The following is a 20614-nucleotide window of genomic DNA, read 5'->3' on the forward strand; positions in this document are numbered from 1 at the left end:
TCTATAATTAATTGAAGGTTTTTTGTTTTTAGCTGAGGCGTTGAGGGCCAGCGCGGATTCCCTGCGCCTGACTTATCCAGGCGGGAACGCTAAATGAGGCCTGAGGCGTAAAGTGCGCACGGGCGACGCGACGTACAATCGTTGGCGGTGTGCCTTCCTGCGTCAGCATCGCGCTGAGCGTGTTCAGTAACGCAATATGGTGCGCCTGAAGTGGCGAAGACTCTTCAGCAACCGGCAGCGTTTGCGGCGCCATGGCAAAAGAGAGATGGCGGATAACCGTGCGAATCGCATGCTGATGCCAGTAGTCGACGGTAAAATTCGGGCGGCGGTTACTCGCCTCCAGCAGCGCGAGCTGGCTGAAGTTAACCTTAGCGGATTGATCGTGATTACTGGCGGTCGCTTTCGCCGGCGTATTAGGCTCGGCTGCGTTACTGAGAGCGGGCAGACCAAAGCTAGCCGCGACCATCCCCAATAAGAGATGCGGCCAGAAGTACCGTCTACCTAACTGTCGCCAGCGCGTCAGTATTCCACTCACGTCATTGCCACCCTGATATGCCCGGCATGTGGGCTTACGAATTCAAAACGTTTTTTGCGCACAAATCTTACCATTAAAGCGTACGCTCTACAGCAGTAATGACATGGCGCTGAGGATAAAAATGCTTAAGAAAGCAGCGAACGCACTGTATTTCGGTTCAGCGGCAGAGAAAAAGGCGAAGGCAAACGCCGGACGGAAGAGATAAAAAAACGACTGGCTTACCTGGCCGGAGAGGGTGCCAGATTAACCAGTCGAATTTATGCGACAGGTATACACTTCATCCTTCAAGCTGCCTCTTTGTTGGCTGCCTTCTCTCACCCCAGTCACGTACTGGTTGTACGTTCCTGGGAATTCGCTCAGTTGCCGTCTTGATGCAACTTGAATGATTTTGTGTATAGCTATTATGCCAGTACAGTCGAAGGCGCTTTGAAAGCCAACGGCAGTTCTGCGTCGTCCTGGAAGGTCACATATTCCCAGGCTTCCTGTTTCGCCAGGACAGCCTGCAACAGTTTGTTATTCAATGCGTGACCGGACTTATACGCGGTAAACGCACCAATAATGTTGTGACCACACATGAACAAATCACCGATCGCGTCGAGCATTTTGTGACGAACAAATTCGTCTTCAAAACGCAGACCGTCTTCGTTCAGTACGCGATAATCGTCAACAACGATGGCACAATCGAAGCTGCCGCCCAGGCACAGGCCACGGGACTGCAAATATTCGATATCACGCATGAAACCGAAGGTACGCGCACGGCTGATCTGGCGCATGAACGCGTCCGCAGAGAAGTTCATCGCATAGCGCTGGCTGCTGGAATCAATCGCCGGATGGTTAAAGTCGATGGTGAAATCCAACGTAAAACCATTGTACGGCTTAAATTCAGCCCACTTATCGCCATCTTCGACGCGAACCGTCTCTTTGATGCGTACAAATTTTTTGGCGCAGTTCAGCTCATCAATACCCGCATCAAGCAGCAGGTAGACAAACGGAGCAGCACTGCCATCCATGATCGGGATTTCCGGCGCATCGACTTCGATAACGATATTATCGATACCCAGACCCGCCAGAGCAGCGTTAAGGTGCTCTACGGTTGAAATCCGTACATCATGCTCGTTGACCAGACACGTACAGAGCATGGTATCACGCACAGATTTGGCATCGGCCGGGAAATCTACCGGTGGATTCAAGTCGGTGCGACGATAGATGACCCCGGTGTTGGCCGGCGCAGGGCGTAAGGTCAGGGTGACTTTCTTGCCGGTATGTAAACCGACACCTGTCGCCTGAACGATACGTTTAAGTGTCCTTTGTTTGATCATCGTATAATCTCGCCAAATTACCTATCCAACCGAAGTGTACTATACATTCGGTGGGCCAGTTTAGCACAAAGAGCCGTGAATCCCAAATTCCAGCCAATTCTTAATCGGCTTGCTTACGCAGGAACGCAGGGATATCCAGATAATCCGGTTCTTTTGCCGTTTGCGGCGTATTGTCGTTCACCACTTTTGCGACCGGCTTCTGCTCTTGCGTCAGCGGCGCCATGCCGTGCTGCTGGTAACGATCCATCACCGGCTGCTGTACCTGTTTGTTGGTCACCAGGGTGATTTCAGGACGCTTGTCCATACCAATACCGGTTGCCACAACGGTGACGCGCAGTTCGTCGTTCATATCCGGGTCCAGAGAAGTACCGATAACCACGGTCGCGTTATCCGACGCAAAAGCACGGATGGTGTTACCGACGGTTTCGAACTCATCCAGACGCAGGTCGAAGCCCGCAGTGATGTTAACCAGCACGCCGCGCGCGCCAGACAGATCGATATCTTCCAGCAGCGGAGAAGAGATCGCCATTTCTGCCGCTTCTTCCGCACGGTCTTCACCGCTTGCCACGCCGGAGCCCATCATCGCGTAGCCCATTTCGGACATCACGGTGCGCACGTCTGCAAAGTCGACGTTCATCAGACCCGGGCGGGTAATCAGCTCAGCGATACCCTGAACCGCGCCTTTCAGCACGTCGTTCGCCGCGCCAAACGCATCCAGCAGGGAGATACCGCGTCCCAGCACTTTCAGCAGTTTGTCGTTCGGGATGGTGATCAGCGAGTCCACATGTTTGGACAGCTCAGTAATACCCTGCTCCGCAAATGCCATGCGCTTCTTGCCTTCGAAGTTGAAAGGCTTCGTCACCACGGCAACGGTCAGGATACCTAAATCTTTTGCCACTTCCGCAACCACTGGCGCTGCACCGGTACCGGTACCGCCGCCCATGCCTGCTGCGATAAACACCATGTCTGCGCCGTCAAGCGCTGCACGCAGTGCTTCACGATCTTCGTCCGCCGCATTGCGACCGACTTCCGGGTTTGCACCCGCGCCCAGACCTTTGGTGATGCCGCTACCAATCTGAATGGTCTGCCCAACCGCAGTCTTACGCAACGCCTGAGCGTCGGTATTCACCGCGAAGAATTCAACACCTTCGATGCGCTCGCGCACCATGTGTTCAACGGCATTACCGCCGCCGCCACCGACGCCGATGACTTTAATCACCGCGTCGTTGGTCAGTTCCATAGGTTCAAACATAGTTTCTCTCCGTTTTGTGCCTGTCGCCTGAGACCGTTAATAGTCGCCGGTCTCATAAAAATTAAAACTCTTTTCGCAGCCAGCTATTAAGTCGCTTGATCCACGAGCCAACTGATGCCGTAACACGTTTTTCCACTTCCGCTTCGCCACTTAAGTGGGACTCTTTCCCGTAGTGAAGCAGCCCCACCGCCGTTGAGTAGTACGGCTCCTGGGCATAATCCGTCAGTCCGGTAATATTCAGCGGCGCGCCAATACGCACTTGCGTATGGAACACGCGCTGAGCACAGGCAGCAAGACCTTCAATTTGCGCCGCGCCGCCGGTTAATACAATCCCCGCCGCCAGATGATGTTTCACACCCTGCTGGCGAAGCTGTTCCTGTAATTGCAAAATCTCTTCGTTGACCAGGTTGAGCAGCTCGGTGTAACGCGGCTCAATCACCTCCGCAAGCGTCTGACGTTGCAGGCTACGCGGCGGACGACCGCCCACGCTCGGCACTTCAACGCTTTCGTCTTTGCCGACGATAGAGCCCAGCGCGCAGCCGTGACGCACTTTGATGGCTTCAGCATCGCTCGGCGGCGTACCGAAGGCATACGCGATATCGCTGGTCACGACATTCCCTGCGTAAGGGATTACCTTGGTATGGCGCAACGCCCCGCCAGTATAAACGGCGATATCCATTGTACCACCACCGATATCAACCACGCAGACGCCCAGTTCACGTTCATCTTCCGTTAAAACGGAGTAACTGGCCGCTAACCCGGCAAATATGAGTTGGTCAACTTTCAGGCCACAACGTTCCACCGCTTTAACGATGTTTTTCGCCATGTCGTTGTGGCATGTGATCAAGTGCACTTTTGCCTGCATACGCACGCCGGAAAGGCCAACCGGATTCTTAATGCCTTCCTGGTAATCGATCGCATATTCCTGCGGAATGACATGCAGTACACGATGCTCATCACGCACGCGCACCGACTTCGCGGTATGCACGACGTTTTCCACATCTTCCTGCGTCACTTCTTCTTCGGAGATCGGCACCATACCAATTTCATTCTGACAGCTAATGTGCTTGCCAGAAAGCGCCAGATACACCGAGGAGATCTGGCAATCCGCCATCAGCTCCGCCTGGTCAATGGCGCGCTGTACGCACTTCACCACTGACTCGAGGTCGTTCACCCCGCCTTTATCCATACCTCGCGACGGGCAACTGCCCACGCCAATGATATTGACCATACCGTCGGGCAGAACTTCCCCTACTAAAGCGGCAACCTTCGCGGTGCCAATCTCCAGTCCTACTACCAGTTTTCTGTCCGTCGCCTTGATCATTGTTGTTCTGCCTGTGCCTGATTCTGTTGCTGATTAGATTCCTCTGGAGGTAAGGGTGCCCACCCTACTGCCGCCCCCGAGTCATAACGCAAATCAACGTAGCTTATCCGTTTGCCATCGGTTTGCGCCTGCTGCTGTAAAACCGGATAAAGTTCTACAAAGCGAGCCAAACGTTTCATCGTATCGCCCCTGCCGAGGTTGAGCTTAATATCGTTATTCAGCGTCAACTGCCAGGAACGACGCGCGGTCATTGCCGCTTCCTTCAGGGTGAATCTGTCCTTAGCCAGCACCTGCCCCATATCGCGATACCCCTGCAACACTTCACTCGCGCTGCCTTCCGGGCCATACAACATGGGTAATACCTGTTTACTGGTTCGCTCTGCCGGTACGCTGAAGGTATTGCCTTCGGCATCAACCATATGCTGATCATTCCAACGCGCAATCGGCACATATTCAACCAGATGAATCTTCAATTCATCAGGCCATTGCTTTCTGACGCTGGCCTGTTTAATCCACGGTAAACGCTCTATCTGGCTCTGGATAATGTTCACATCCTGAGTCATAAACGTACCCGGCGCGCCCAACGCCAGAATCGACTGGCGGATGTCATCATTGCGCGTGTAATGCCGCTCGCCGGTCAACACCAGTTTCGACAACGGCAAACGCTGCGCGTCTTCCATCCAGCCCAACACAACCCAGCCGCTGACAAACACGGTGCAGAGCACCGTCAGCAGGAACAGTATTCCTGCAAGACGCGTTCCATTATTGCGCCGTGAAGAAGACACCTCTTCATCACTGTTTCGCGTGTTCAGCGCAGCCTGCGACATATCAGTCCGCCAACTCCAGAATTCGTACCACCAACTGCGAGAAGCTCATGCCCGCCTGACGCGCCGCCATCGGCACCAGACTGTGGCTGGTCATACCCGGCGAGGTATTCGCTTCCAGCAGATAAAACTGGCCATCGCTGTCCAGCATGACGTCAATGCGGCCCCATCCTTTGCAACCCAACGCGGTCCACGCTTTCAGGACCAATGTCTGCAAAATAGCCTCTTGTTCCTCTTCCAGACCTGCCGGGCAGAAATATTGTGTCTCATCAGAGAGATACTTCGCCTCATAATCATAGAAGGTTCCGGCGGGTTGGATACGAATTGACGGTAAAATTTCTTCACCGAGTATCGCAACCGTAAATTCCGGGCCACTGAGCCATTTCTCAATCAGTACTTCTTCATCATGCTGAAAAGCCAATGCTAATGCTGCCTGCAAAGCATTTTCTTCTACCACTTTCGACATGCCGACGCTGGAACCTTCACGGCTCGGCTTCACAATCAGCGGCAAACCCAGCGCAGAAATTCGCATTAGCGCGTCGTCGCTAAGCCCTTTTTCAAACTCAGCGCGCGTCAATGCCACCCACGGCGCAACCGGTAATCCGGCGCCCTGCCACAGCAATTTGCTGCGCAGTTTATCCATTGAGATTGCTGAAGCCATCACCCCGCTGCCGGTATAGGGCAGGCCAATCAGATCCAGCATCCCTTGCAGCGTGCCATCTTCGCCGCCGCGACCATGCAACGCAATAAACACCTTCTGAAAACCCATTGATTTCAGCAGGGTGACATCGACCTCTTTCGGATCGATCGGATGCGCATCCACGCCGCCTTCGCGTAACCCGGCCAGCACCGCCGCGCCGGAATTCAGCGAAACATCACGTTCGGCGGAGGTTCCACCCAACAGGACCGCGATTTTATCAGCCATGTTGCTCCTCCTGGGCTTGCGGCTTCAGTTTGATTTCAGCTAAGGTGCGCGCAATTTTGCCGATATTTCCCGCGCCTTGCACCAAAATCAAATCATTACCGGTTAATACCGGCGCCAGCATTTGCGCAACCTGCGCCGGATCGGAGACCAGAATCGGGTCAATTTTACCGCGACCGCGAATCGTACGGCACAGCGAACGGCTGTCCGCTCCCGGAATTGGCGCTTCGCCTGCGGCGTAAACATCCAGCATTAACAGCGCGTCAACCTGCGTCAGCACGTTGGCGAAATCGTCGTACAGATCGCGCGTACGCGTGAAGCGGTGCGGCTGGAAAACCATCACCAGATTTTTATCCGGCCAGCCTGCACGCGCGGCCTTAATGGTGGCGTCAACTTCCGTTGGATGATGGCCGTAATCATCGACCAGCATCGCCGTCCCTGCTTTACCGTTTACCGGCTCAAGCGGGAATTCACCGAGGAAATCGAAGCGACGCCCGGTGCCCTGGAAGCTTTCCAGCGCGCGCAGAATCGCCTCGTCGTCAATCCCTTCTTCGGTCGCCACCGCCACGGCAGCCGCCGCGTTCAGCGCATTGTGGCGGCCCGGCGCATTCAGCGTCACCTGCATTGCAGGTTTATCCTGACGCAGCAGCGTAAAATGCCCCTGCGGCCCAACCTGCTGGTACTCTTCCACACGCACGTCAGCGTCGTCGCTAAAACCATAAGTTGTGGTCTGACGGCCCACGCGCGGCAGCAGCTCGCGGATCACCGGATCGTCAACACACATCACTGCACGACCATAAAACGGCAAATTGTGCAGGAAATTAATAAAGGTCTGCTTCAAATTTTCGAAGTCGCCCTGGTAAGTATCCATATGGTCGGCTTCAATATTGGTGACAATCGCCACCATCGGTTGCAGATGCAGGAACGACGCATCGCTCTCATCCGCTTCCGCAATCAGATAACGGCTGTGGCCTAAACGCGCATGCACACCCGCCGCTTTCACCAGCCCACCGTTGACGAAGGTCGGGTCCAGCCCCGCTTCCGCGTAAATGCTGGAGACCATCGCGGTGGTCGTTGTTTTACCGTGCGTCCCGGCAATGGCGATGCCGTGACGAAAACGCATTAACTCCGCCAGCATCTCCGCGCGACGGATCACCGGAATACGCGCTTCATGCGCCGCGACAATCTCCGGGTTATCCGCAGAGATCGCACTGGAAACCACCACCACGCTCGCATCGCGCACGTTTTCCGGGCGATGATTGAAGAAAATGGTGGCGCCGAGGCTCGCCAGTTGCTGCGTAACCGGATTCGGCGCTAAATCAGAACCACTGATCTGATACCCTTCATTGGCCAGAACTTCGGCAATACCGCCCATACCGGCACCACCGATGCCGACAAAGTGGATGTGCCGAACGCGACGCATTTCGGGCACGATGGAACGCAGTTTTGCCAGTTGTTGTGTATTCATTCTTTACGCCATTCACTTCTCAATTCATGCGGTGCAAAAGGCACCGCCACAATTACGCCCGGGCAGCCCGGCTCACTTCATTTGCAACACGCTCGGTGGCATCTGGAATAGATGCAGCGCGGGCACGTTCTGCCATGGTTAATAACGTTTCTCGCGACCACCCGGCCAGGGTGCTGGCGACGGCATCCACAGTAAACTGCGGCTGCTCAAAAATTTTGGCGGCCCCCGCTTTCTCCAGCGGCAGGGCATTCCAGTACTGCTGCCGGTCTTTATGCTGAAACGGCACAAACAGCGCGGGTAAACCAGCGGCGGCAATTTCACTCACCGTTAACGCGCCAGAGCGGCAAACGACAACATCCGCCCACGCATAGGCTGCGGCCATGTCATCAATAAATTCCGTCACCTTATGCTGCGGTTGCCCCGCCCCGGCATAAGCCTGCTCTACGGTCTGCTGCGCGCCTTTACCGCTTTGATGCCAGATAGTGACCGTATCGCCCAGTTTTGCCGCAACTTGCGGCAGCGTCTGGTTCAATACCCGGGCCCCCTGAGAGCCACCCACCACCAGCACGCGAATCGGCCCTTCACGTCCGGCCAGGCGTTCTTGCGGCAAGGGGAGCGCCAGTACGTCAGTACGTACCGGGTTTCCGACCACGTCCGCTTTCGGAAACGCGCCGGGAAAAGCCTGCATCACCGTCGTGGCGATTTTCGCCAGCCACTTATTGGTCAACCCTGCAATGCCGTTTTGCTCATGCAGCACAACCGGAATACCCAGCGACCACGCCGCCAGACCGCCGGGGCCAGAGACATAGCCGCCCATGCCGAGCACCACATCAGGCTTAAACTGCTTCATGATCGCCCGCGCCTGGCGCCAGGCGTTAAAAATACGCAGCGGTGCCGCCAGCAGCGCTTTCACGCCTTTTCCGCGCAAACCGGAAATGCGAATGAAATCAATCTCAATGCCATGCTTCGGCACTAAATCCGCTTCCATACGATCGGCGGTTCCGAGCCAGCGTACTTGCCAGCCCTGGTCCATTAAATGGTGCGCGACGGCCAGTCCTGGGAACACATGTCCGCCAGTACCGCCCGCCATCACCATTAACCGCTTCGGTTGACCACTCATCGTGAACCTCGTGTAAACGCCTGCGCTTTTTCCAGACGCGTTTCATAATCAATACGTAACAAAAACATGATGGCCGTCGACATGATTAGCAAACTGGAACCACCATAACTGATCAGCGGCAGCGTCAGACCCTTCGTTGGCAGCATGCCTGCCGCCGCGCCGACGTTGACCAGCGCCTGGAAGCTGAACCAGATTCCAATCGAGCAGGCCAGGAATCCTGAAAAACGGTGATCAATCTCCAGCGCCTTACGGCCAATCGACATCGCGCGAAAAGCGACGAAGAATACCATTAAAAGCGCCAGTACCACACCGATATAACCCAGTTCTTCCCCAATAATGGCGAAGATGAAGTCAGTATGCGCTTCCGGCAGATACTCCAGTTTTTGTACCGAGTTCCCCAGCCCCTGCCCCCACATCTCACCACGGCCAAATGCCATCAGGGATTGCGTCAGCTGGTAGCCGCTGCCAAACGGATCCTCCCAGGGGTTCCAGAAAGAGGTCACACGGCGAATACGATACGGTTCGGCGAGGATCAGCAGGATCACCGCCGATATCCCCATGCCGATGATGGCAATGAACTGCCATAACTTCGCCCCAGCGAGAAACAGCATCGCCAGCGTGGTAACGAACAGCACCACCACCGTCCCGAGATCGGGCTGCGCCAGCAGCAAAATCGCCAGCACCAGAATCACGCCCATCGGTTTTAAGAAGCCGCGCAGGTTATTACGCACTTCATCAACTTTGCGCACCAGATAGTTGGCGAGGTAGCAGAACAGCGACAGTTTGGTAAATTCCGCAGGCTGAATACGCAGCGGCCCCAGCGCAATCCAACGCGATGCCCCGTTAACTGAGCTCCCCACCACCAGCACGATCAACAACATGATGATCGACGCGATCAGCATCGTGGTGCTGTACTTTTGCCAGAACTCCATCGGTAAACGCAGCGTGATCATCGCCAGGCAAAACGCCAGGAGTATGTACAGCGCGTCACGCTTGGCAAACAGGAAAGGATCGTTCGCCAGACGTTGTCCGACAGGCATTGACGCCGACGTCACCATGATGAAACCGATCGCCGCCAGGCCAAATGTCAGCCAGAGCAACGTGCGGTCATACATGATCAGGCTATCGTCGTCTTTATCGCGCGACGCCATCACCCAGCCTTTAAGCGCCGTAAAGACCCATACCAGGATTCCAAATCCCGGCAGGCGCGGCATTCTCAGGCGAGGGAGAGATAAACGCATCAACCTAACTCCTTCGCCAGACGGGTAAAGACATCGCCCCGTTGCTCAAAATTCTTAAACTGATCGAGGCTGGCGCAGGCCGGAGACAGCAGGACCATATCGCCCGGTTGCAAACGCGGCGCCAGCAGACGCATCGCCTCTTCCATCGTCTCAGTTTGTTCTGCGATTTCCGGGCGCAGCGCCGCCAGCTGCGCGCCATCACGACCAAAGCAGTACAGGCGAACGCGATCGCCGCCCAGGTAACGGGTGAGCGAAGAGAAATCCGCCGATTTACCATCACCGCCGAGCAGCAGGTGCAGCGTACCGTCTACGTGCAGGCCATTCAGCGCCGCTTCCGTGCTGCCTACGTTGGTGGCTTTGGAGTCGTTAATCCAGCGCACGCCGTTATGCTCCAGCGCCAGCTGGAAGCGATGCGCCAGACCGGTAAAGGTCGTCAACGCTTTCAGGCTGCTGGCGCGCGGTAAACCCGCCGCATCGGCCAGCGCCAGCGCCGCCAGCGCATTGGTGTAGTTGTGCTGGCCGGAAAGCTTCATCTCTTTCACGTTCAACACTTTTTCACCCTTCACCCGCAGCCAGGTCTCGCCCTGCTGGCGATTGAGGTGATAATCCCCCATGTTGACGCCAAAACTGACGCAACGCGCATCCGCGCCGCGTACCGGCATGGTCAGCGCGTCATCAGCATTCACCACGCAAACTTTCGCATTCTCATACACGCGCAGTTTTGCCGCGCGATACTGTTGCAGACCAAACGGATATCGGTCCATATGGTCTTCGGTAACGTTCAGGATGGTTGCGGCAACGGCCTGTAGGCTGGATGTCGTTTCCAGTTGGAAGCTGGAAAGCTCCAGTACGTACAGCTCGCGAGCGGCGTCCAGCAGCATCAACGCAGGCAGACCGATGTTACCGCCAACGCCCACGTTCACGCCCGCCGCTTTCGCCATCTCGCCTACCAGCGTGGTCACGGTGCTTTTACCGTTCGATCCGGTGATCGCCACGATCGGCGCCTGCGCTTCGCGACAGAACAGTTCGATATCGCCGACAATCTCAATACCTGCATCGGCGGCAGCGCTCAGTAAAGGATGCGCCAGAGCAATACCTGGGCTGGCGACAATCAGATCCGCCGCCAGTAGCCAGTCATCATTCAGGCTGCCGACGTGACGCTCTACCGCTTCCGGTAATTTGTCCAGACCCGGCGGCGTCGCACGGGTATCCATTACGCGCGGCGTTACGCCGCGCGCCAGGAAAAAGTCCACGCAGGAAAGCCCGGTCAATCCCAGACCAATAATGACGACTTTTTTACCCTGGTAATCAGCCATGATTAACGTACCTTCAGCGTTGCCAGGCCAATCAGGACCAGCATCAGCGAAATAATCCAGAAGCGCACGATAACGCGCGGTTCCGGCCAGCCTTTCAGTTCATAGTGATGGTGAATCGGCGCCATGCGGAAGATGCGCTGCCCGCGCAATTTAAAGGAACCGACCTGCAAAATGACTGACAGGGTTTCCACGACAAACACGCCGCCCATAATCACCAGCAAAAACTCCTGACGCAGCAGCACCGCGATGATGCCCAGCGCGCCGCCCAGCGCCAGCGACCCGACGTCTCCCATAAAGACCTGCGCCGGATAGGTGTTAAACCACAGGAAGCCCAAGCCCGCGCCGACAATCGCCGTACAGACAATCACCAGTTCACCAGCATGACGTAAGTACGGAATATGCAGGTAGTTGGCGAAGTTCATGTTGCCGGTTGCCCACGCCACCAGCGCAAAACCGGCGGCGACGAATACGGTCGGCATAATCGCCAGGCCATCCAGACCATCGGTCAGGTTAACCGCGTTGCCCGTTCCGACGATCACGAAGTACGCCAGCAGCACGTAGAACAGACCCAGTTGCGGCATCACGTCTTTAAAGAACGGCACCACCAGTTCGGTGGCCGGCGTGTCTTTCCCTGCCAGATACAGCGCGAACGCCACGCCCAGCGCAATCACCGACATCCAGAAATATTTCCAGCGAGCGATCAGCCCTTTGGTGTCTTTACGCACCACTTTGCGGTAATCATCGACAAAACCAATAATGCCGTAGCCCACCAGCACCACCAGCACGCACCAGACGTACGGGTTAGACGGGTAAGCCCACAGCAGGACGGAGACCACAATCGCCGTCAGAATCATAATGCCGCCCATTGTCGGCGTACCGCGCTTGCTAAAGTGCGATTCCGGGCCGTCATTACGCACGACCTGGCCAAAAGACAATTTTTGTAAGCGGGCAATCATACGCGGGCCCATCCACAAGGAGATGAACAGCGCGGTCAGCAGGCTGACGATGGCGCGAAACGTCAGATAGGAAAAGACGTTAAAGCCGGAATAATATTTGACCAAATGTTCGGCCAGCCAAACTAACATGTTCCATTCTCCTGTAATGCGCGTACTACCTCTTCCATGGCGGCACTACGTGAACCCTTCACTAAAATGGTAATAATCTGATGCTCCGCAATCAGCGTGTTAAGACGCGCGACCAGAGCCGATTTATCCGCAAAATGTTCGCCAACGCCGCTGGCATTGCCGATCGCCTGACTCAGTTTTCCTGTACTCAGCACGCTGTCGATACCCGCCGCTTTTGCCGCGTCACCGACCTGAACATGGCATGCTTCGCTTTCCGCGCCCAGCTCCGCCATATCGCCGACCACCAGCACCCGGTAGCCTGGCATTTCAGACAGCACCTGCACAGCGGCGGTCATCGAACCGACGTTGGCGTTATAGGAGTCATCAAGTAACAGCTGGTTGTCATTCAACTGGATGGGGAACAGGCGCCCCGGCACGGCTTTCAGGTTCGCCAGACCGGTTTTAATGGCGTCAAGGGTAGCCCCTACCGCCATCGACAGCGCAGCCGCCGCCAGCGCGTTCGCAATATTGTGACGACCAGGCAGCGGCAGCAGGACGTCAATGTCGCCCGTCGGCGTTTGCAGCGTGAATTCCGTACCGTGCGAGGTCACATGGATATTGGTCGCGGTAAAATCGCTGTTGGCGGCATTCGGTGAAAAACGCCACACTTTGCGATCGCCAATAATGCCCTGCCAGTTCAGCCAGTCGTTGTTATCGGCGTTCATAATGGCGATCCCATTCACCGGCAAGCCGGTATAGATTTCGCCTTTCGCTTTCGCCACGCCCGCCAGCGAACCGAATCCTTCCAGGTGCGCTGCCGCCAGATTATTAACCAGTGCCGCTTCAGGACGCGTCAGGCCGACGGTCCAGGCAATTTCGCCCTGGTGATTGGCGCCTAACTCAATGACGGCATAGTCATAATCGTTGTTTAACCGCAGCAACGTCATCGGTACGCCGATATCGTTATTCAGGTTACCCGCGGTGTATAAGGTGTTGCCACACTGACTCAGAATGGCGGCGGTCATCTCTTTAACGGATGTTTTGCCGGAGGAGCCGGTTAACGCCACGACGCGAGCGGGAACCTGCGCCCGAACCCATGCGGCCAGTTCGCCGAAGGCCAGCCGCGTATCTTTGACGATCAGTTGCGGCAGATCGCAATCCAGCGGGCGACTCACCAGCAGCGCACCGGCGCCGCCCGCTTTCGCGTTATCCGCAAAATCGTGGGCGTCGAAACGCTCGCCTTTCAGCGCCACAAACAGGCAGCCCGGCGTCACCTTACGCGTATCAGTCGTGACCGCGTCAATCGTCAGGTCGGCGCCCTGTAATTCGCAGTGCAGAATACCGGCCAGTTGGCTGAGCGTTACGCTAATCATGCGATCACCCCCAGCAGACGCGCAGCCGTCACGCGGTCGGAGTAATCAAGGCGTTGAGTACCGACAATCTGGTAATCCTCATGCCCTTTACCCGCGACCAGAACCACGTCGTTTTCTTTCGCCTGCATAATGGCGCAGGTCACCGCCTCTGCGCGGCCTTCCATCACTTTCGCGTGCCCGGCATCCAGCATACCCGCCAGAATGTCGTTGATGATCGCGCGCGGCTCTTCGGTGCGTGGGTTATCGTCCGTCACGACCACCACGTCCGCGAACTCTTCGGCAATCGCCCCCATCAGCGGACGTTTACCTTTATCGCGATCGCCGCCGCAGCCAAAGACGCACCACAGTTGACCAGTACAGTGCAACCGCGCAGCCTGCAACGCTTTTTCCAGCGCATCCGGCGTGTGGGCGTAATCGACCACCACCGTGGTTTTGCCCGGCGCGCTGAACACCTCCATCCGCCCGCAAACCGGTTGCAGTCGGGGGGCGGTTTTCAGCAGATCCGCCAGGGGGTAGCCAAGCGCCAGCAACGTTGCCAGCGCCAGCAGCAGGTTGCTGACGTTAAACACGCCCATCAGACGGCTTTCAATCTCGCCTTCGCCCCAACTGGAGTCGAAACGGATCGTCGCGCCGCTATCGTGGTACTTCACCTCAACCGCTTTCAGCCAACGTCCGTGGCAGTTCGGGTTGATATGATCCTCCATAGAGACCGCAACGGCATCCGGCAACCTCACCAGCCATCGGCGTCCGACTTCATCATCGGCATTGATAATAGCCTCGCCGTAATGGTGCGTTGAATAGAGCATCCATTTCGCCGCTTCGTAATGTTCCATGTCACCGTGATAATCAAGGTGATCGCGGCTTAAATTCGTGAAAACAGAGGCGGCAAATTTCAGCGCGGCGACCCGGTGCTGCACCAGGCCGTGAGAAGAGACTTCCATTGCACCGAATGTTGCGCCCTGCTCAACCAGACCGGCCAGCACATGCTGTACGTCAACGGCGGAACCGGTTGTGTTCTCCGTCGGGATCACTTTGCCCAACAGGCCATTACCCACCGTTCCCATTACCGCGCTGGTTTCGCCAAGTAGTTGGCTCCACTGCGCCAGCAGTTGCGTGGTGGTGGTTTTTCCGTTCGTTCCGGTCACGCCGACCAGACGCATATGTTCAGATGGCTCGTGGTAGAAGCGGCCCGCCAGTGCAGATAAACGCTCGTTGAGCTGGCTCAGATAGATAACCGGCACACCGTGCATTTCACGGATTTCCCCGTCGGTCGCCTCATCTTTGGCCTCTGCAATAATGGCAGCCACACCTTGCGCTATCGCCTGCGGGATATATCGACGCCCGTCCGCCTGATGACCCACCACTGCCACAAAGAGATCGCCCGATGCAGCCACACGGCTGTCGAGTGTCATCTCCCGCAGTGCTCGCTCCGGTGCGCCAGGCACCCACGGAGCGAGAAGGTCGCGCAAATTACGATCTGCCACCTGTTCCCTCGCCTTGGTTAATTACAAATTCACTTTTTTCGCCCGTTGCCAGCGCATCCGGTTCGATGTTCATGGTGCGCAGTACGCCGCCCATAATGGCACCGAATACCGGCGCGGAAACGGCGCCGCCGTAGTATTTACCCGCCTGCGGATCGTTGATAACAACCACCAGCGCGAAGCGCGGCTGACTCGCAGGCGCAACGCCTGCGGTATAAGCAATGTATTTGTTGATGTAGCGGCCATCCGGCCCCACTTTTTTCGCCGTACCGGTTTTAATGGCGATGCGATAACCTTTGATCGCCGCCTTCACGCCGCCACCGCCCGGCAGCGCCACGCTTTCCATCATGTGGACGACGGTACGAACGGTCGCTTCCGGGAAGACGCGCTCGCCCGGTACAGGAGGATCAACTTTGGTAATCGACAGCGGACGATAAACGCCGTAGCTGCCAATCGTTGCGTAGACTCGCGCTAACTGTAACGGGGTTACCATTAGCCCATAGCCGAAAGAGAAGGTGGCCCTCTCTATGTCAGACCACCGTTGTTTTTGAGGATATAAGCCACTGCGTTCTCCGACCAACCCCAAATTGGTCGCCTTTCCTAGCCCAAAACGTGAGTAAGTATCTACTAACGCTGAGGACGGCATCGCTAACGCCAGCTTAGAAACGCCGACGTTACTCGACTTCTGTAAAACCCCGGTCAGGGTCAATTCGCTGTAACGCGCCACGTCTTTGATTTCGTGACCATTAATTCGATATGGCACCGTGTTCAGCACGGTGTTTTCACGCACGACCCCGCGCTGTAACGCGGTCATCACCACCATCGGTTTGACGGTTGAACCGGGTTCAAACACGTCCGTGATGGTGCGGTTACGCATAGCGTCTTTCGGCGTACCGGTCAGGTTATTCGGGTTGTAGGACGGGCTGTTCGCCATTGCCAGCACTTCGCCAGTATTGACATCCACCAGCACGGCGCTGCCTGACTCCGCTTTGTTGAAGGCCACGGCGTTGTTCAGTTCGCGATAGACCAACGCTTGCAGGCGCTCATCAATGCTCAGCGCCAGATTGTGCGCGGCCTGGCTGTCGGTAGAAGAGATATCTTCAATAACCCGGCCATAGCGGTCTTTACGTACAATACGTTCGCCAGGCTGGCCGGTCAGCCACTTATCGAAGCTCTTCTCAACCCCTTCAATCCCCTGGCTATCGACGTTAGTGAAGCCAATGAGGTGAGCGGTCACTTCCCCGGAAGGATAGTAACGGCGGGACTCTTCGCGCAGATGAATGCCTGGCAGCTTCAGTTTTTTGATGTAGTCGCCGAGATCCGGGTTAACCTGACGCGCCAGATAGATAAAGCGGCCTTTCGGGTTCGCATTAACGCGAGCCGCCAGTTGGTCGAGCGGCATTTTCAGCGCGTCCGCCAGCGCTTTCCAGCGGTTGTCCAGCGTGATCCCGCCTGCATCATGCAGCTCTTTCGGGTCCGCCCAGATGGCTTTTACCGGCACGCTCACCGCCAGTGGGCGACCAGAGCGGTCGGTGATCATGCCGCGAGAGGTGGAGACTTCCTGTACACGCAAAGAGCGCATGTCGCCCTGACGCACTAACATGTCAGGCGCAATAATTTGCAGCCAGGCCACGCGCCCCAGCAGGAAACCCAGCGCCAGCAGAATACAGCCGCACAGCAACGCAAAACGCCAACTGACAAAGTTGGCTTGTTCTTCCTGGCGTTTTGGTTTGAGCGTCTTTGCCGCTGCTTTCATGCGTCGCGTTTATCCTTATTTTTGCACTACGATATTTTCTTGTGAGGGATCGACATGCTGCATCTGCAACTTTTCCGTTGCGATCCGTTCTACCCGGCTATGATCGCCGAGCGCGTTTTCTTCAAGGATCAGGTTGCGCCATTCGATATCCAGCGCATCACGCTCCAGCACCAGTTGCTCGCGCTGCGCGGTTAACAGGCGCGTATGGTGCGCCGTTGTCACGACGGTGACCGCCGTTAAAATAATGCAAATGAACAGGCAGAGTGGCAGCTTCCCAAATCGCAAAAGATCGTCACCGATCACGCCAGGCAAAGCATGGCGATTGGTGATTCCCGTCGATCCCTTCACTTTGCTCAGGGCTTCTGTCACTCTGCTGATCATGCGTTCGTCCTCTCTGCAATACGCAGAACTGAACTACGGGCGCGTGGATTTTCCGCCACTTCTTCTTCGCCCGGCATCAACTTGCCTAATGCTCTTAGCTCACGACCGCCCAGTTTTTTGAGCTGCTCTTCCGTCATCGGCAACCCTGCTGGAACCTGTGGACCGCGGCTTTGCTCACGCATAAAGCGCTTCACAATACGGTCTTCCAGCGAGTGGAAACTGATAATGGAAAGCCGCCCACCCGGGGCCAGCACGCTGAGCGAGCTTTTTAGCGCCTGCTCTATCTCCTCCAGTTCACTGTTCACCCAAATGCGCACCGCCTGGAAGGTACGGGTCGCGGGATGTTTGAATTTGTCCTTCACCGGCGTCGCCGCTGCGACCACTTCCGCCAGTTCTTTGGTGCGGGTCATGGGCTGTTCGCGGTTGCGCTCCACAATGGCGCGGGCAATACGTTTCGCAAAACGCTCTTCGCCAAAGGTTTTCAGCACCCAGGCAATATCGGCTTCTTCCGCGGTTTGCAGCCATTCTGCGGCAGACTGACCGCGCGTTGGGTCCATACGCATATCCAGCGGGCCATCGCGCATAAAAGAAAAACCACGTTCGGCATCATCGAGTTGCGGTGAAGAGACGCCAAGATCAAGGAGAATCCCGTCGATCTTGCCGATAAGTTCGCGCTCACTTACATAATCAGCAAGCGCAGAGAAAGGTCCATGAATGATGGAGAAGCGAGGATCATTGATGGCCTGGGCTTCGGCAATAGCCTGCGGATCGCGATCGATCGCCAGCAAACGTCCCTCTTCGCCAAGCCGGGAGAGGATCAGACGTGAGTGGCCGCCGCGACCAAATGTCCCATCAATGTAGATGCCGTCAGGGCGAATGTTCAGACCGTTTACGGCCTCGTCCAGCAGCACCGTAGTGTGTTTAAAATTTTCCATCATCATTATAGAGACAAGTCCTGCAGTCGTTCCGACAAGGTTTCGGTTACTGACTGCTCAGCGTCGATATCTTCCTTGACCTGTTGATACCAGGTCGTTTCATCCCACAGTTCAAACTTATTGAACTGTCCAACCAGCATCACTTCTTTCGTCAGCCCGGCATGTTGCCGCAGAATCGGCGCGATCAATAAGCGACCTGCGCTATCCATCTGACATTCGCTGGCATGCCCCAACAGTAAACGCTGCACGCGGCGCTCAACCGGGTTCATGCTCGACAGACGCGATAATTTTTGCTCGATAATTTCCCATTCAGGCAGGGGGTAAAGCAGCAGGCACGGGTGATGGATGTCAATGGTACAAACCATTTGACCGGTAGCGTTCTCGATCAGTTGATCCCGGTAACGGGTGGGCACAGATAAGCGCCCCTTACTGTCGAGATTGACTAACGTTGCTCCCCGGAACATGCCAGCCTCACCCCTTATTACCACTTTGCCCCACAAATTCCCACTTAAAGGAGTTTACGGAGCGGAGGAAAAGCTTGTCAAGCAAGTCAGGACGCTTACCGGAGTAAAAAACCCAATGTATACGGCTAATATCAGCGTTGATTAAATTCCGTCCAACGAGCGAAGCAAATTAACGTCATGAATATTTGTAAGAAAAAAGATCCAAAAACTCATCACCGTTTAAAACGACTCAATATCATCTGATAAAAATATAAAGTGTCAGTTTGCGACGCGAGCGGCATTTTAGGACAATATGCAGCGAGATAACAGTACCTGTTTATCGCTCTCTACGCCCCGCACCGACAAGCCAGCCGCGACGTAGAGGCCACATCGAAAAAAAGTGTTTGTTAATTCGGCAATTCGTCGCCCGCATGTAACAAAATAATACAAAACGGGTTCAATACGACGTCTCAATAAACCGGAAGTCGGTATCGACAGGTTTAAAATCAGCATATTTGAAAGATAAGTCGGATAATTCTAAGGAATAATCTTAATTATGGTGTGAGTATTGTTGGCAGGTGAATATTTGCCCGGTCAGCGACAACGCGCCGGGCGATTTGCCGGATGGCGGCATAACCGCCTTATCCGGCATACAGAAATGGACTAACTGCGGCTAAGAATACCGCGGCGGTACAAATTACGTTTGATTCGCGTTAAACCTGGCTTCGGTTTACGCGGCTCATCCAGGCTGGCCAGGACGATCTCCAGGACGCGTTCAGCAACATCACGATGACGCTGTGCGACCGCCAGAACCGGACACTGCAAGAAGTCGAGCAGTTCATTATCGCCAAAGGTGGCGATCGCCAGGTTGGAAGGCAGCTTCCCGTCACGACGTAACGTCACATCCATCACGCCCTGCAAGAGCGCAAACGACGTGGTAAACAGCGCCTGCGGCATCGGGTGAGTTTCCAGCCATTTTTCGAACAGCTGCGCCGCCGCTTCCCGCTCGTAGCTGTTGGCGTACAGATAGTGTACTTCGCGCGGATCGTCTTTCCATGCGGTACGGAACCCCTGCTCGCGCAGGAAACTGACGGACAGCTCCGGCAACGCGCCCAGGTAAAGCACCGTTTCCGCCGGGAATTTACGTAACTCTGCCGCCAGCATTTCCGCATCATCCTGATCCGCCCCGACAACGCTGGTGAAATGTTCGCGATCCAGCGCGCGATCCAGCGCCACGATGGGGAATGAACCATTGGCCCAGCGCTGGTAGAACGGATGCTCCGGCGGTAACGAGGTCGATACAATGATCGCATCCACCTGGCGTTGTAGAAGATGTTCGATGCACCGCATTTCGTTATCCGGCTGATCTTCTGAGCAGGCAATCAGCAGTTGATAACCGCGCTGGCGCGCCTGGCGCTCCAGGTAGTTTGCGATACGGGTATAACTCGTGTTCTCCAGATCGGGAATGACCAGTCCGATAGAACGTGTGCGTCCAGCACGCAGCCCGGCGGCCACAGCATTCGGGTGGTAATTATGCTCACGCACCACCGCCATGACTTTCTCGACGGTCTTGTCGCTCACACGGTATTGCTTTGCTTTTCCGTTAATAACGTAGCTTGCAGTCGTTCGCGATACACCGGCCAGCCGAGCGATTTCATCCAGTTTCACAATTGCCCCTTGCGTAAAATGTACAAACCATAACCATTGTGACGGCATGGGTTAAATTTCTTAACATCTAAGCGCAGAATAGTGACTGCGGCAACCGCTTTTATTCCGGGTTACCACTGATTTCGCAAAAAAAAGCCAACGGGTAGCGTCGGCGGAGGTTGAGACGTCTCCTGTAGGCCGGATAAGCATTAG

The 20614-nt window shown here is 55.8% G+C and carries 18 protein-coding genes; all 18 read right to left on the reverse strand.

Features of this window, described 5'->3' with window-relative positions; genetic code table 11:
• Positions 1-28: 28 nt before the first annotated feature.
• A complete protein-coding gene (gene secM / locus OGX81_RS01330) occupies positions 29-535 on the reverse strand; it encodes a secA translation cis-regulator SecM (RefSeq protein WP_058668568.1) in 507 nt (168 codons plus the stop codon).
• Between the two features lie 401 nt (positions 536-936).
• Positions 937-1854, reverse strand: coding sequence for a UDP-3-O-acyl-N-acetylglucosamine deacetylase (gene lpxC / locus OGX81_RS01335; RefSeq protein ID WP_012134068.1), 918 nt, complete (start codon positions 1852-1854; stop codon positions 937-939).
• A gap of 100 nt (positions 1855-1954) precedes the next feature.
• A complete protein-coding gene (gene ftsZ / locus OGX81_RS01340; protein ID WP_004857884.1) occupies positions 1955-3106 on the reverse strand; it encodes a cell division protein FtsZ in 1152 nt (383 codons plus the stop codon).
• A 61-nt stretch (positions 3107-3167) separates the two neighbouring features.
• On the reverse strand, positions 3168-4430 hold the full coding sequence (ftsA, locus tag OGX81_RS01345; protein WP_003018755.1) for a cell division protein FtsA: 1263 nt from the start codon (positions 4428-4430) through the stop codon (positions 3168-3170).
• Complete coding sequence (gene ftsQ / locus OGX81_RS01350; RefSeq protein ID WP_012134069.1) at positions 4427-5257, reverse strand: cell division protein FtsQ; 831 nt, start codon at positions 5255-5257, stop codon at positions 4427-4429. The genes ftsA and ftsQ overlap by 4 nt, the downstream gene beginning before the upstream one ends.
• Before the next feature lies 1 nt (position 5258).
• Entirely contained in the window at positions 5259-6179 is a 921-nt protein-coding gene (locus tag OGX81_RS01355; RefSeq protein ID WP_104869081.1) for a D-alanine--D-alanine ligase, read from the reverse strand.
• A complete protein-coding gene (gene murC, locus OGX81_RS01360; protein ID WP_104869082.1) occupies positions 6172-7644 on the reverse strand; it encodes a UDP-N-acetylmuramate--L-alanine ligase in 1473 nt (490 codons plus the stop codon). Before murC ends, OGX81_RS01355 begins: the two co-directional genes overlap by 8 nt.
• A gap of 52 nt (positions 7645-7696) precedes the next feature.
• Positions 7697-8764 (reverse strand): undecaprenyldiphospho-muramoylpentapeptide beta-N-acetylglucosaminyltransferase, encoded by a 1068-nt coding sequence (gene murG, locus OGX81_RS01365; RefSeq protein ID WP_071257561.1) that lies wholly within the window; start codon positions 8762-8764, stop codon positions 7697-7699.
• A complete protein-coding gene (ftsW, locus tag OGX81_RS01370) occupies positions 8761-10005 on the reverse strand; it encodes a cell division protein FtsW (RefSeq protein WP_024130710.1) in 1245 nt (414 codons plus the stop codon). The genes murG and ftsW overlap by 4 nt, the downstream gene beginning before the upstream one ends.
• A complete protein-coding gene (gene murD, locus OGX81_RS01375; protein ID WP_104869083.1) occupies positions 10005-11321 on the reverse strand; it encodes a UDP-N-acetylmuramoyl-L-alanine--D-glutamate ligase in 1317 nt (438 codons plus the stop codon). The genes ftsW and murD overlap by 1 nt, the downstream gene beginning before the upstream one ends.
• Positions 11322-11323: 2 nt before the next feature.
• Complete coding sequence (gene mraY, locus OGX81_RS01380) at positions 11324-12406, reverse strand: phospho-N-acetylmuramoyl-pentapeptide-transferase (protein ID WP_012134075.1); 1083 nt, start codon at positions 12404-12406, stop codon at positions 11324-11326.
• The gene (gene murF, locus OGX81_RS01385) at positions 12400-13758 is read right to left on the reverse strand and encodes a UDP-N-acetylmuramoyl-tripeptide--D-alanyl-D-alanine ligase (protein WP_104869084.1); all 1359 of its coding nucleotides are present in this window, start codon (positions 13756-13758) and stop codon (positions 12400-12402) included. Before murF ends, mraY begins: the two co-directional genes overlap by 7 nt.
• Entirely contained in the window at positions 13755-15242 is a 1488-nt protein-coding gene (murE, locus tag OGX81_RS01390) for a UDP-N-acetylmuramoyl-L-alanyl-D-glutamate--2,6-diaminopimelate ligase (protein ID WP_286487494.1), read from the reverse strand. The genes murF and murE overlap by 4 nt, the downstream gene beginning before the upstream one ends.
• The gene (ftsI, locus tag OGX81_RS01395) at positions 15229-16995 is read right to left on the reverse strand and encodes a peptidoglycan glycosyltransferase FtsI (RefSeq protein WP_012134078.1); all 1767 of its coding nucleotides are present in this window, start codon (positions 16993-16995) and stop codon (positions 15229-15231) included. Before ftsI ends, murE begins: the two co-directional genes overlap by 14 nt.
• 15 nt (positions 16996-17010) lie before the next feature.
• Complete coding sequence (gene ftsL / locus OGX81_RS01400) at positions 17011-17376, reverse strand: cell division protein FtsL (protein ID WP_012134079.1); 366 nt, start codon at positions 17374-17376, stop codon at positions 17011-17013.
• A complete protein-coding gene (gene rsmH, locus OGX81_RS01405) occupies positions 17373-18314 on the reverse strand; it encodes a 16S rRNA (cytosine(1402)-N(4))-methyltransferase RsmH (protein WP_024130711.1) in 942 nt (313 codons plus the stop codon). The genes ftsL and rsmH overlap by 4 nt, the downstream gene beginning before the upstream one ends.
• A gap of 2 nt (positions 18315-18316) precedes the next feature.
• Complete coding sequence (gene mraZ / locus OGX81_RS01410; RefSeq protein WP_012134081.1) at positions 18317-18775, reverse strand: division/cell wall cluster transcriptional repressor MraZ; 459 nt, start codon at positions 18773-18775, stop codon at positions 18317-18319.
• Positions 18776-19417: 642 nt separating this feature from the next.
• On the reverse strand, positions 19418-20422 hold the full coding sequence (cra, locus tag OGX81_RS01415; protein ID WP_024130712.1) for a catabolite repressor/activator: 1005 nt from the start codon (positions 20420-20422) through the stop codon (positions 19418-19420).
• Between the last annotated feature and the right edge of the window lie 192 nt (positions 20423-20614).

The sequence above is a fragment of the Citrobacter sp. CK206 genome, from assembly GCF_030333125.1.
Lineage (GTDB): Bacteria > Pseudomonadota > Gammaproteobacteria > Enterobacterales > Enterobacteriaceae > Citrobacter_B > Citrobacter_B koseri.

Bases quoted from the DNA above. Each gene is read 5' to 3' on its own strand.
- rsmH (WP_024130711.1), bottom strand. From the start codon at position 18,314: ATGATGGAAAATTTTAAACACACTACGGTGCTGCTGGACGAGGCCGTA.
- lpxC (WP_012134068.1), bottom strand. From the start codon at position 1,854: ATGATCAAACAAAGGACACTTAAACGTATCGTTCAGGCGACAGGTGTC.
- mraY (WP_012134075.1), bottom strand. From the start codon at position 12,406: ATGTTAGTTTGGCTGGCCGAACATTTGGTCAAATATTATTCCGGCTTT.
- ftsL (WP_012134079.1), bottom strand. From the start codon at position 17,376: ATGATCAGCAGAGTGACAGAAGCCCTGAGCAAAGTGAAGGGATCGACG.
- murD (WP_104869083.1), bottom strand. From the start codon at position 11,321: ATGGCTGATTACCAGGGTAAAAAAGTCGTCATTATTGGTCTGGGATTG.
- ftsQ (WP_012134069.1), bottom strand. From the start codon at position 5,257: ATGTCGCAGGCTGCGCTGAACACGCGAAACAGTGATGAAGAGGTGTCT.
- ftsI (WP_012134078.1), bottom strand. From the start codon at position 16,995: ATGAAAGCAGCGGCAAAGACGCTCAAACCAAAACGCCAGGAAGAACAA.
- ftsA (WP_003018755.1), bottom strand. From the start codon at position 4,430: ATGATCAAGGCGACGGACAGAAAACTGGTAGTAGGACTGGAGATTGGC.
- ftsZ (WP_004857884.1), bottom strand. From the start codon at position 3,106: ATGTTTGAACCTATGGAACTGACCAACGACGCGGTGATTAAAGTCATC.
- murF (WP_104869084.1), bottom strand. From the start codon at position 13,758: ATGATTAGCGTAACGCTCAGCCAACTGGCCGGTATTCTGCACTGCGAA.
- mraZ (WP_012134081.1), bottom strand. From the start codon at position 18,775: ATGTTCCGGGGAGCAACGTTAGTCAATCTCGACAGTAAGGGGCGCTTA.
- murC (WP_104869082.1), bottom strand. From the start codon at position 7,644: ATGAATACACAACAACTGGCAAAACTGCGTTCCATCGTGCCCGAAATG.
- OGX81_RS01355 (WP_104869081.1), bottom strand. From the start codon at position 6,179: ATGGCTGATAAAATCGCGGTCCTGTTGGGTGGAACCTCCGCCGAACGT.
- murG (WP_071257561.1), bottom strand. From the start codon at position 8,764: ATGAGTGGTCAACCGAAGCGGTTAATGGTGATGGCGGGCGGTACTGGC.
- ftsW (WP_024130710.1), bottom strand. From the start codon at position 10,005: ATGCGTTTATCTCTCCCTCGCCTGAGAATGCCGCGCCTGCCGGGATTT.